At 72.7% G+C, this 10,766-nt stretch carries 12 protein-coding genes; 8 read left to right on the plus strand and 4 right to left on the minus strand.

All coding sequences use genetic code 11. The annotated features are described in order from the left end of the window. Positions 1-74 precede the first annotated feature (74 nt). Complete coding sequence (locus P3T41_RS16930; RefSeq protein ID WP_280690696.1) at positions 75-932, minus strand: methyltransferase domain-containing protein; 858 nt, start codon at positions 930-932, stop codon at positions 75-77. A 103-nt stretch (positions 933-1,035) separates the two neighbouring features. On the opposite strand from P3T41_RS16930, the gene P3T41_RS16935 reads away from it, so the two are divergent. Continuing rightward, positions 1,036-1,692, plus strand: coding sequence for an NAD(P)H-binding protein (locus P3T41_RS16935; protein ID WP_280690697.1), 657 nt, complete (start codon positions 1,036-1,038; stop codon positions 1,690-1,692). A 54-nt stretch (positions 1,693-1,746) separates the two neighbouring features. Here P3T41_RS16935 and P3T41_RS16940 read toward each other — a convergent pair whose 3' ends face one another. Next, a complete protein-coding gene (locus tag P3T41_RS16940) occupies positions 1,747-2,598 on the minus strand; it encodes a LysR substrate-binding domain-containing protein (RefSeq protein ID WP_280690698.1) in 852 nt (283 codons plus the stop codon). Between the two features lie 81 nt (positions 2,599-2,679). Here P3T41_RS16940 and P3T41_RS16945 point away from each other — a divergent pair, with 81 nt between their 5' ends. The 6 genes from P3T41_RS16945 (at position 2,680) to P3T41_RS16970 (ending at position 7,441) form a co-directional block, all read left to right on the plus strand. Continuing rightward, on the plus strand, positions 2,680-3,168 hold the full coding sequence (locus P3T41_RS16945) for a cupin domain-containing protein (RefSeq protein WP_280690699.1): 489 nt from the start codon (positions 2,680-2,682) through the stop codon (positions 3,166-3,168). Then, entirely contained in the window at positions 3,165-3,527 is a 363-nt protein-coding gene (locus P3T41_RS16950; RefSeq protein ID WP_280690700.1) for a DoxX family protein, read from the plus strand. The genes P3T41_RS16945 and P3T41_RS16950 overlap by 4 nt, the downstream gene beginning before the upstream one ends. A gap of 108 nt (positions 3,528-3,635) precedes the next feature. After that, entirely contained in the window at positions 3,636-3,764 is a 129-nt protein-coding gene (locus P3T41_RS16955) for a hypothetical protein (protein WP_280690701.1), read from the plus strand. Positions 3,765-4,131: 367 nt separating this feature from the next. Further along, positions 4,132-4,887: a (5-formylfuran-3-yl)methyl phosphate synthase gene (locus P3T41_RS16960; protein ID WP_280690702.1), complete on the plus strand. Its 756-nt coding sequence runs from the start codon at positions 4,132-4,134 to the stop codon at positions 4,885-4,887. Positions 4,888-4,895: 8 nt separating this feature from the next. Then, complete coding sequence (locus P3T41_RS16965; RefSeq protein ID WP_280690703.1) at positions 4,896-6,299, plus strand: aldehyde dehydrogenase family protein; 1,404 nt, start codon at positions 4,896-4,898, stop codon at positions 6,297-6,299. Further along, positions 6,296-7,441: an NAD(P)-dependent alcohol dehydrogenase gene (locus P3T41_RS16970; RefSeq protein ID WP_280690704.1), complete on the plus strand. Its 1,146-nt coding sequence runs from the start codon at positions 6,296-6,298 to the stop codon at positions 7,439-7,441. Before P3T41_RS16965 ends, P3T41_RS16970 begins: the two co-directional genes overlap by 4 nt. A 6-nt stretch (positions 7,442-7,447) precedes the next feature. Here the strand turns inward: P3T41_RS16970 and P3T41_RS16975 are convergent, their stop codons facing one another. Together P3T41_RS16975 and P3T41_RS16980 are read right to left on the minus strand one after the other, a co-directional pair. Beyond that, positions 7,448-8,353 carry a class I SAM-dependent methyltransferase gene (locus P3T41_RS16975; RefSeq protein WP_280690705.1) on the minus strand — a complete coding sequence of 302 codons (906 nt, stop codon included), beginning with the start codon at positions 8,351-8,353 and terminating at the stop codon, positions 7,448-7,450. Positions 8,354-8,680: 327 nt separating this feature from the next. After that, positions 8,681-10,012, minus strand: coding sequence for an RICIN domain-containing protein (locus P3T41_RS16980; RefSeq protein WP_280690706.1), 1,332 nt, complete (start codon positions 10,010-10,012; stop codon positions 8,681-8,683). Positions 10,013-10,428: 416 nt separating this feature from the next. Here P3T41_RS16980 and P3T41_RS16985 point away from each other — a divergent pair, with 416 nt between their 5' ends. Further along, the gene (locus P3T41_RS16985; protein WP_280690707.1) at positions 10,429-10,725 is read left to right on the plus strand and encodes a WXG100 family type VII secretion target; all 297 of its coding nucleotides are present in this window, start codon (positions 10,429-10,431) and stop codon (positions 10,723-10,725) included. The last annotated feature ends 41 nt before the right edge of the window (positions 10,726-10,766 follow it).

The following is a 10,766-nucleotide window of genomic DNA, read 5'->3' on the forward strand; positions in this document are numbered from 1 at the left end:
AGGGCCGAACCCTTCGCGGACCGGTCGCGGTCCACGTCGCCGTCACGCCGCCTTCGCCGCCCCCGTCGTCGCCGTCACGCCTCGTCCGTCGCGCGCCGTCCCCAGGCGGTGATCAGCGGGGCGGTGGTGACGTCCAGCTCCTGGTCCGGTGCCGTGCTCGCCAGCCGGTCGAGGTGGCGCTGGATCTCGGCGCCGGTCGCCAGCCCGCCGGCGATCAGCTGCTCGCTCAGCTGACGGACCGTCGCCGCCTCCAGGGTCCGGCAGGCCGCCGAGGTGACCGGGAAGTAGCCCTCCGCCCGCACCTCGTGCAGGCCCGCCCCGCGCAGCAGGGCCGGCAGGGTGCGCCCGAAGGCGAGGTCGACGCCGCGCTCGGCCAGCAGCGTGCGGAAGCCGCGCCGGATCCGGTTGGCCAGCTCCTCGGCTGGTCCCCGCTCGTCCGGGCAGGCGAGCGGTTGGAGCGCCGGGTCCGCGTCCTCCACCACCAACCAGCCGCCGGGGCGGACGGCGGCGGCCAACCGCCGCAGCACCGCGGCGCGCTCGGGCAGGTGCACCAGCACCAGGCGGGCGTGCACCAGGTCGAACCGCCCCTCGGGCGGGGCGTCGCGGACCACGTCGTGACGGCGCACCTCGATCGGTGGCCCGGCCGGTGGGTCGAGGTCGGCCAGCCAGGAGGTGTCGATGTCGGTGGCCAGCACCCGCCCGCTCGGCCCGACCCGCTCGGCCAGCGCCAGGGGCAGCGCAGGGCCGCCCGCGCCGACCTCCCAGCAGCGCCAACCCCGCAGTGGCCCGAGCCGCTCCAGGTGGGTGAGCGTCCACGGGTCGAACAACTCGGCGATCGCGGCGAAGCGTTGGCCCGCCTCGCGTTGCCGGTTGTCGAGCAGGTAGCGGGTGGCGGCATCGTCGGGTGCGCTGTCAGGTGTCCGGTCGTTCATGCCCCCATCCTGCACCCCGTCCTGCCTGCGGTTCGTCCGGCCACCACGCTGACGGTCCGTCAGGTCCACGGTCGGCGCCGCGCCGCCCGGTACCGTGGCGGGCATGCGAATCGTCATCGCCGGTGGCCACGGCCAGGTCGCGCTCCACCTCGAACTCCTGCTCGCCGCCCGCGGCGACCAGCCGGTCGGCCTGATCCGCCGCTCCGAACAGGCCGACGACCTGCGCCGGCAGGGTGCGGAGCCGGTGCTCTTCGACCTGGAGACCGCCGCGCCCGAGCAGCTCGCCAAGGTGCTGGACGGCGCCGACGCGGTCGTCTTCGCCGCCGGTGCCGGGCCCGGCAGCACCGCCGCCCGCAAGGACACCGTCGACCGGGGCGCCGCCGTCCTGCTCGCCGACGCCGCCGAACTGGCCGGTGTGCGACGCTACTTGATGCTGTCGTCGATGGGCGCGGACGCCCGCGCCGGGGACGGCGCGGACCCGGTCTTCGGCGCGTACCTGCGGGCGAAGGGCGCCGCCGACGACGACCTGCGCGGGCGGCACGGCCTGCACTGGACGGTGCTTCGCCCCGGCCGGCTGACCGACGAGCCGGCTACCGGGCTGGTCCGGCTGGCCGACTCGACGGGCCGCGGCGCCGTCCCCCGCGAGGACGTGGCGGCGGTGCTCGCCGCGCTCCTGGCGGACCCGCCGCCGCTGGCGGGGCGGACGGTGGAGCTGGTGTCGGGCACGGTGCAGGTGGCGGCGGCAGTCGCGGCGGCGTAGGAAGAGGCCGCGCAGGAGCGGGCCGGCGGGGCCGGAACGCCACTTCGGGGAACGCTACTTCTGGTACGCGGCGGTCGCGATCTGGACGAACGAGCGGATCAGTGGATTCGGGTCGCCCTCGTTCCAGGCCGCGACCACACGGCTCGGCGCCATGTCGATCAGCGGCACCACGGTGAGCCCCGCCGCCGGCTCGTGGTCCAGCAGGGTCATGCCGACCGTGCCGTTCCAGAGCACGGCTTGCCGGCATTCCTGGACGGCGCGCACCACCGGGCCCTGGCGAGGCTCCCCGCCGTTCCAGTACGACTGCCAGCCGGGGTCGGTGCCCTGCGGGAACCGGAACCAGCGGCGGTCGGCCAGGTCGGCCAGCTTCAGCCGGTCGCGGCGGGCCAGCGGATCGTCGGTGCGCAACAGTGCTCCCACCGGGTCGGCGCGCAGCTGACGTACCATCAGGCCGGTCTCGTCGAACGGCCCGCGGGTCAGGGCGACATCGACCAGCCCGGCGTGCAGCCCGCAGGTGGGATCGGTCAGGTCGGTCTCGCGGATGCGGACCTCGACGTGCGGGTGCCGCCGGCGGTAGGCATCGGCCAGCCGGGTCGCGTCCGGGTCGGTGCTGTCGCCCAGGAAGCCGACGGTGATGGTCGCGGTGCCGGCCGCCGCGGCCACGCGTACCCGGACCCGGTCGGCCTGGTCGAGCAGGGCGCGCGCGTCGTCGAGCAGCACCGCGCCCGCCGCGGTGAGCGTGACGCCGGCGGAAGACCGGTCGAACAGTGCGGCGCCGAGCTCGGTCTCCAGCTGCTTGACCGCCCGGCTCAGCGGTGGCTGGCTCATGTGCAGCCGGGAGGCGGCCCGGCCGAAGTGGAGTTCCTCGGCGACCGCCATGAAGTAGCGCAGCGTGCGTAGCTCCATGCCCGCCACGATACCCGTACGGTATCGACGGTACGGAACAGGTCTTGGACGGCCGCACCGCCCTGGCGGTGGAATCGAAGCATGACCGATGAACCGCAAACCAGCGAGCCGATCGCCTACCCCGCCGTCTCGGTGGTCGGGCCGGGCGACGGCGAGACGATCGTCCTGGGCACCACGCGCCTGCGCGTCCTCGAAGACGGCAGCAACACCGGCCACCGCCTCGGGATCGCCGAATCCGTTCTCGCGCCGCACACGCCCGGACCGCCGCAGCACCGCCACGCCCAGCACGACGAGGGCTTCTACATCATCTCCGGCACGGTGCGCTTCACGGTCGGCGAGACGGACTACGACGCGCCGGCGGGAACCCTCGTGATGGTCCCGCCCGGCGCCCCGCACACCTTCGCCAACCTGACCGACCAACCGGCCGTCATGCTCAGCACGTTCACGCCGGACAGCTACGTGCAGTACTTCCGGGACCTGCGGGACATGATCGCCGGCGGTCAGGCGCTGACCCCACAGGCGCACCTCGCGACGATGAGCCGGTACGCCACCGAGCCCGCCGTCTCGTGAACGTCGCCTACTGGATCGTCGCCGGCCTGCTCGCGCTCTTCTACCTCTACGGGGGCGGAGTGAAGGTGGTCCGGAACCGTGAGCAGCTCCGGCCGATGATGGCCTGGGTGGACAGCACGCCGATGCCGGCCGTCAGGGCGATCGGGATGATCGAACTGCTCGGTGCGGCCGGGCTGATCCTCCCGCCGCTGACCGGCATCGCGCCCTGGTTGGCGCCGGCCGCCGCCATCGGGTTCGTGGTCCTGCAGATCGGCGCGACCAGGGTCCACCTGAGGATGGGCGACCGCCAGGTCGCCCTCAACCTCGCGCTCCTGCTCGCCGCGGCCGTGACCAGCTGGCTGGCGACGACCTGGCTGTGACTCCGGGACCCTCGGACTGCGCCGGTTGCCGCACGTGAAGTGCCGTTCCTACGATGAACATATGGAAGCGAAGCCCGGCACCCGTGGCGGCGACCAGGAGTGGTGGTCATGACCAGGATCGACCCCGCCCACCGGCTCGCCCATCGCTGGCCGGCCGTGCTGGTCGTGCTGCTCGCCGTCGCGGTGCTGGTCCTGCTGATCGTGCTGCTGGACACGTTCCCGATCGCGTCCTCCTGAGCGTGATCGCCGGATGGGCGAAGCGGGTTGCCGATCGGCTCCTTTCGCCGGGACTTCGACGGCCCACTCGGCGGGGAGCCGTGGGGGCCCGAACAGTCCCCGCAGAGCCCGGCCGTGCGCTCGGCGCGGTGCAGGCGCCGTCCTCCGGTACCGAGTTCCGCGAGCGGGCACCACCTGCGCGCGGCTGGTTCGGACCGGCGTGGACGGCGCACTGGAGGGTGGACACGTCGTGGCAGTGAGCCGTCCGGATTCCGTGCGCCCTACCGATGGTCACGGGCCGCGGCAATGATGAGCGGACCGCAAGTGATTCAGGCGACTCCGTGCACCTGCCCGTTGGCCGGTGGGCACGCGGTGGAAGGAACCCACGTTGTTGCTTCTCATCTCCCCGGACAGCGTCGAGGAGGCCATCGACTGTGCGAAGGCGGCGGAGCACCTTGACATCGTCGATGTCAAGAGGCCTGAGGAGGGCTCGCTCGGCGCGAACTTCCCGTGGGTCATCAGGGAGATCCGCGACGCGGTCCCGGCTGACAAGCCGGTGTCCGCCACCGTGGGAGACGTACCGTACAAGCCCGGCACGGTGGCCCAGGCGGCGCTCGGTGCGGCTGTCTCCGGAGCGACCTACATCAAGGTCGGCCTCTACGGATGCACGACGCCCGAACAGGCCATCGATGTCATGCGCGGGGTCGTCCGGGCAGTGAAGGACTATCGGCCGGACGCGTTCGTCGTCGCCTCGGGCTACGCCGACGCCCACCGGATCGGTTGCGTCAACCCGCTGGCGCTGCCGGACATCGCCCGCCGTTCCGGCTGTGACGCGGCCATGCTCGATACCGCGATCAAGGACGGGACACGGCTGTTCGACCACGTTCCGCCCGACGTCTGTGCGGAGTTCGTCCGGCTGGCCCACCAGGCCGATCTGCTCGCTGCCCTCGCGGGCAGCGTCAAGGTGGCAGACCTCGGCGCGCTGACCCGCATCGGCACGGACATCGTGGGGGTGCGCGGGGCGGTCTGCGAGGGGGGCGACCGCAACACCGGAAGGATTCAGCCGCAGTTGGTGGCCGCCTTCCGGGCAGAGATGAACCGGCATGCCCGGCAATCCGCAGCCGGCGTCGCCGAGGCGAGCTGACTGCCGGCATGCCGACACGTCAGCCCGGGCGCGCGCCCGGGACCCGCACCGAGCGCTTCGCCGTCGTCGATCCGGCAACGGGCGAGGCCTTCGACGAGGCTCCCGACCAGCAGCCGGACGAGTTGGACGCCGTCGTCGGCCGGGCCCACGAGGCCTGGCGCAGCTGGCGGGCCGACCCCGTCGCCCGTGCCACCGCGTTGCTCGCGGCAGCCGACGCCGTGGAGGCGGCCGGGACCGACCTCGCTCCGCTGCTCACCCGTGAACAGGGCAAACCGCTGGCCGAGTCGTACGCGGAGATCGCCCGCACGGCGGCCCGCCTGCGCTACTTCGCAGAGCTGGCCCCCTCGCCCCAGCCGATCACCGACGGTCGGCCGGTACGCAGCGAGGTCCGCTGGCGACCGCTCGGGCCCGTCGCCGCGATCGTTCCGTGGAACTTTCCCCTCCAGCTCGCGTCGGCGAAGTTCGCGCCCGCGCTCGCCGCAGGCAACACGACGGTGCTCAAGCCCTCCCCGTTCACACCCCTGGCCACCCGGCTGCTGGGGTCCGTGATCTCCACCGCGCTCCCCGAGGACGTACTGACGATCGTCACCGGTCGCGAACCCCTCGGCGCCCGCCTCGCGTCCCATCCGGGGATCCGCCACGTGACCTTCACCGGTTCGATTCCCACCGGTCGGGCCGTCGCTGAGGGCGCGGCGGCCTCGCTCGCCCGGGTGACCCTGGAGCTGGGCGGTAACGACGCCGCCATCCTGCTGGAGGACGTGGATGTGGAGCGGATCGCGGACCGGCTGTTCTGGGCGGCGTTCCGCAACTGCGGGCAGGTCTGCATGGCGGTCAAACGCGTCTACGTCCCGGCCCGGCTCTACTCCCACGTGGTCGAGGCCCTCGCACAGCGTGCGAAGACCGCCGTCGTCGGAGCCGGGCTCGACCCGGGTACGCAGCTGGGGCCGGTCAACAACGCCCCCCAGCTGGCCCGGGTCGAGCGCTACACGGCCCAGGCTCTGGCAGCCGGCGCCCGAGCCGTGGCCGGTGGTCACCGGCTGGACCGACCGGGCTACTTCTTCGCCCCGACGATCCTGGCCGATGTCCCGTCCGACAGCCCGGTGGTGACGCAGGAGCAGTTCGGCCCGGTCCTGCCGGTGCTGCCGTACGGGAGCCTCGACGAAGCCGTCGAGGCGGCCAACGGCACCGGCTTCGGGCTGGGCGGTTCGGTATGGGGAACCGACCTCGACCGGGCCGAGGCGGTGGCCGACCGGCTGGAGTGCGGGACGGCGTGGATCAACCACCACGCCGAACTGTCCCTCGCTCAGCCCTTCGCCGGCATCAAGGAGAGCGGTGTCGGCGTCGCGGGCGGGCCGTGGGGGCTCTACGGGAACCTCAGGCCGTTCGTCGTGCACCGCCCGGAGGAGGCGTGACGAGGAGGTTCGGCGCGGCGGTACTGCGCTCGCACGAGAGCCGATTCGCCGTCGAGGAGGTGATCCTGAACGCGGGGCCGGCCGACGGCGAGATCCTGGTCAGGATCGCGGGCTGCGGGATGTGCCGCACCGATCTCGCGGTCCGGCGCTCAGCGGGCCGCTCACCGCTGCCGGCGGTGCTCGGCCACGAGGGGGCCGGGGTCGTGGTGGAGACGGGCGGCCCGGACACCGGGCTGAGTGTGGGCGACCACGTGGTGCTGAGCTTCGACTCCTGCGGACACTGCCGGAACTGCCTGGGCGCGGCCCCCGCCTACTGTGACTCCTTCGCCTCGCTCAACCTCTTCGGAGGGCGCGAGGAGAACGCGGAGCGGTTCACCGACGCGGCCGGGGGCGAACTGGCTCCCCGGTGGTTCGGCCAGTCCTCCTTCGCCGAGTACGCGATGGTCCCGGCCCGCAACGCCGTCCGGGTCGACTCCTCGCTGCCCATCGAACTGCTCGGCCCGCTCGGCTGCGGTTTCCTCACCGGCGCCGGAGCGGTCTTCAACTCCTTCGGCCTCGGCCCCGGCGACACGATCGCGGTCTTCGGCGCGGGCGCGGTGGGTCTGGCCGCGGTGATGGCGGCCGCCGCCGCCGGGGCGGTGGCGGTGGCCGTCGACCGGCACCCCGAACGGCTGGCGCTCGCCGAGCGGTTCGGCGCGATCCCGCTGCGCGCCGGCTCGGCCGAGCTGCCCTCCCAGCCCGAGCTGCCCTCCCAGCCCGACCTGCCCGACCGTATCCGGCGACTGACGGACGGCGGCGCGCAGTTCGCGCTGGACACCACGGGCTCCGCCCGACTCATCAACGACGCGCTCCGGGCCCTTCGCCCGACCGGCCACCTCGGCCTGGTGGCACGGCTCCACACCACGCTGCCGCTCGAGCCGGGGGCACTCGACCGGGGTCGGAGGATCTCCCACATCTGCGAGGGGGACGCGGTGCCGGGACTGCTGGTTCCGCGGCTGACCGGGCTGTGGCAGGCCGGGCGGTTCCCCTTCGACCAGCTGATCCGCACGTACCCGCTCGCCGACATCAATGAGGCCGAACGCGACTGCGACGCGGGCCGCGTGGTCAAACCCGTCCTGGTCCCGGAGCGAACGAGCGGATGAACTGCTCTACGGCCTGGGCTTGTTCGCGAACACCCACCGGTTGCCCGCCAGCGCGTCGTTCTGCTCGGGCAGCGGGCCGCGTCCGTGCCGGCGGGTGAAGTCGAACGGGGTGTGGACCGAGGTGGACCAGCCTCTGCCCGCCAGATCACCCGCGGAGTCCGGCCGCGGCTCCACGTTGAACAGGTTGAGGAGGTCGACGCCGATCTGCTGTTTCGTCGAGGAGTAGAGCGGGTTGTCGCGGTATTCCAGCAAGTCGATGTCGACCTTGGCCTCGAACGCCAGAGCGCTTCCCCCCGTGCTCAACCGGTCCACCGTGTCGACGAGATACGTCTCGGCGGCGTTGGACAGGTAGAACAGCAGCCCCTCGGCCAGCCAGACGCTCGGTGCGGCCGTGTCGAAGCCGGCAGCGGTCAGCGCTCCGACCCAGTCGGCGCGCAGATCGATCGGGATCGGTACGCGTGCGGCCTTGGGGGTGGCCGCCAGCCCGCCGAGCACCTCGTGTTTGAACGCCAGCACGCCTTCCGTGTCGATCTCGAAGATCACGCAGCCGGCAGGCCAGTCGAGTCGGAACGCCCGCGAATCCAACCCGGCCCCGAGCAGTACCACTTGGCGGGCGCCCGCGTGTACCGATCGGAGGAGGAAGTCGTCGAGGACCCTTGTCCGCAGACCGAAGTACCGCGCGAATCTCCCCCACAGCGGGTTCGCGTCCCCGTCCGGAACCTGGTGCATGCGGACCGGCCAGCCTGCGGACGCCGGTGCGGCGAGCACGAAGTGCTCCGCGTAGACGTCCCGCGCCAGGGTGTCGTGGCGGTGGGTCTCGATCGCCCGTGCCGCGGCGACCATGAGAGCGGTCAGGCCGACACCCCCTGCGACGCCTTCAACGCCGGTGCTCCGATCCGCTGTGCCGACCATGTGTCCTCCCTTGGGGGCGAGTTGAGACCAGGAACAGCGAGGAGAGCGAGCGCCGACGGACTCCTCACTATCCGGCCGACGATCGCCCCCCGCACGAAAAGCCAATCGGAGTCACCTGATCGAGTGAATCTCGCCCACACGGCCCCAGGGTGCCCCGCACTGTGCTGCCCGCTGCGGGGCCTGGCGCACTGCGGGATCAACACGCCTTCTCCGGAGCTCAGTGCCGCCAGATACCAGCCACTCGGCCCCCACAGCAGCCCCAGCGGCTCGACATCGCGCACCGCTCCGGCGCGTACCGCCGGAGCGCCCGCCGTGGAACGGCGGCGGTCAGCCCTGTTTGAAGGCCTGGGCCGCGCTCTGGTCGCAGGGCAGCAGTTGGACCGCCGTGCCGCCGTTCACCTCGCCCACGCACAGCTTGGCCTGGGCGGAGTAGATGGTGCCACCGTTGACGGCGAAGTGCTGCGCCGGGTTGCCGCTGCAGTTCGCGACCTGCACGACCGTGCCGGGGGTGGTGGCGCCCCAGGCGGCGTCCATGCAGATGGCGCCCGTCCGGAGCGTGCCGTTGGCGCCGGCGGCCCACTTCTGGGTCGCGCTGCCGTCGCACGCCGCGAGGGCCAGCGGTGTGCCGTCGGTACCCGCCCCGCCGCTGAGGCACTTGCCGGTGCCGGGGTTCACCAGCGCGGTCGGCGCGCCGCCGGCCCCCGGGCTCGCGGGCGTCGTGGTCCTCGCCGGGTTCGAAGCGGCGGGTCCCTGGTTGTGGGAGGCCTGGGCCACGGGTGCGGAGGGCGAATGCGACGGGGAGCCCTTCAGCGTGAGCACGAGGGCGCCGCCCACCAGGCAGGCGACGACCACGGTCGCCGCGGCGATCCACCAGCCGGTGAACCGCCGCTCGCGCGGGCCGCTTCCGCCCGCCGCTCCGCCGACCGGATCGGTGTCGGCCTCCTCGTGGGCGGGCGCGTCCATGGCCGAATCCAGCCGGCGCATCACGGGCTCGTCCAGCAGGCCGGTGTCCACGACGCCGGCGGAGTCGATGGTGAACCGCCACCGCGGATGGTCGACGCGGCCGACGACGACCACCGACCAGGGGCCCTGCGGATTGTCGGCCAGCCGGTAGATGAACTCGCGGTCCCGGCCGCCGGGCAGGCCGATCAGCAGCGCCACCCCGCCGCGCTCGTCGGCCAGTGCGGCATCGCCGTCGGTCAGCGCCGGTGCGTCGGTGGATCCCAACCGCTCCGCGCCGCCGGATTTGAACCCGATCCGGACCACCTGCACACCCCGTGACCACGGGCTCGTGGTGAGCTCGCGGGTCCAGTCCTCGGCCAGGGCCCTCGCCTGCTGGGCGTCGCCCTCCAGGCTGATGATCCCGCCGACCTGGCTGAGGTTGAGCAGCACGAATCCCTTGCTGGTGTGGCCGAGTGAGACCAGCCGCGGGTACGGCTCGGTCAGCGACTCCGCCACGCTCTCGCTCTGCAGCCGGCGCAGCTGAGCCTGCCAGGTCCGGCCGCCGTCACTGGCGGTCCATCCGGCGGGGGGCCGCTCGTCGGGGGTCTTCAGGCTCAGCCAGACGGTGTCGGGCCCGACGACGACGGCGTGGGCCACCGGCACGGCGCGGTTCTCGCGGTCGCAGGCGGTGGCCAGGACGCGCACGACCCGGTCCACGGTCCACAGGCCGTGATCGGCCCGCGGGCCCAGCCCCGACCGCGGCTCGGCCCGTCGCGACCTGCGTATCCGGGCAAGCCAGTCGCCGCGGCGAGGAACGCGTTCAGCGGGTCGGCTCAGCAGTGTCACCTGTGTCTCCTCGTCAAGAACCGCATCGTCAAAGCCGCATCGTCGGGAGCCGCGCCGAATCGACCGGCGCGCACGGGGAATTCGGCCTCCCCGGAACGGTGCTCTTCCCGGCCGAGTGGTGTCAACGCCGAGCACCGGGCCGGCTTGGGCCCCAGGGCCCAAGCCGGCAGCGGGGGTTCTGGACCGCCCTCGGGTCCGTTCCTAGCATCGACGGCGTCGGTGCCGAACGTGTCGTTGCCTGTCGAGGCCTGTCGAGACGCTCGGCAACACCAGAAGGGACACACACCATGGCGAACCTGAACGTCACCTATCAGGAGATGTCGGACACCGCGACCACCATGCGGAACAACAAGGCCGACATCGACGACAAGCTCAACCAGTGCAAGAGCATCGTCGACAACCTGACCAGCAACGGCTTCGTCACCGAGCAGGCGTCGGGCCACTTCGACGAGGTGCACAACGAGTTCAACTCCTCGGCCACGCAGGCCATGGACACCCTGGACCAGCTGTCGCAGTGGCTCGACAAGGCCGTGGCCGCGATGCGTGACATGGACACCCAGCTCTCGGGCTCCCTCAACAAGTAGCCTCTGGCCCGGAGTTGGCCGGGCATCCGCACGTGTGCCCC

The organism is Kitasatospora sp. GAS204B, assembly GCF_029892155.1.
Taxonomy (GTDB): domain Bacteria; phylum Actinomycetota; class Actinomycetes; order Streptomycetales; family Streptomycetaceae; genus Kitasatospora.

Coding starts and splice junctions, on each gene's coding strand:
- P3T41_RS16935 (WP_280690697.1), top strand. CDS start 1,036: ATGCGAATCGTCATCGCCGGTGGCCACGGCCAGGTCGCGCTCCACCTC.
- P3T41_RS16975 (WP_280690705.1), bottom strand. CDS start 8,353: ATGGTCGGCACAGCGGATCGGAGCACCGGCGTTGAAGGCGTCGCAGGG.
- P3T41_RS16985 (WP_280690707.1), top strand. CDS start 10,429: ATGGCGAACCTGAACGTCACCTATCAGGAGATGTCGGACACCGCGACC.
- P3T41_RS16930 (WP_280690696.1), bottom strand. CDS start 932: ATGAACGACCGGACACCTGACAGCGCACCCGACGATGCCGCCACCCGC.
- P3T41_RS16965 (WP_280690703.1), top strand. CDS start 4,896: ATGCCGACACGTCAGCCCGGGCGCGCGCCCGGGACCCGCACCGAGCGC.
- P3T41_RS16940 (WP_280690698.1), bottom strand. CDS start 2,598: ATGGAGCTACGCACGCTGCGCTACTTCATGGCGGTCGCCGAGGAACTC.
- P3T41_RS16955 (WP_280690701.1), top strand. CDS start 3,636: ATGACCAGGATCGACCCCGCCCACCGGCTCGCCCATCGCTGGCCGGCC.
- P3T41_RS16945 (WP_280690699.1), top strand. CDS start 2,680: ATGACCGATGAACCGCAAACCAGCGAGCCGATCGCCTACCCCGCCGTC.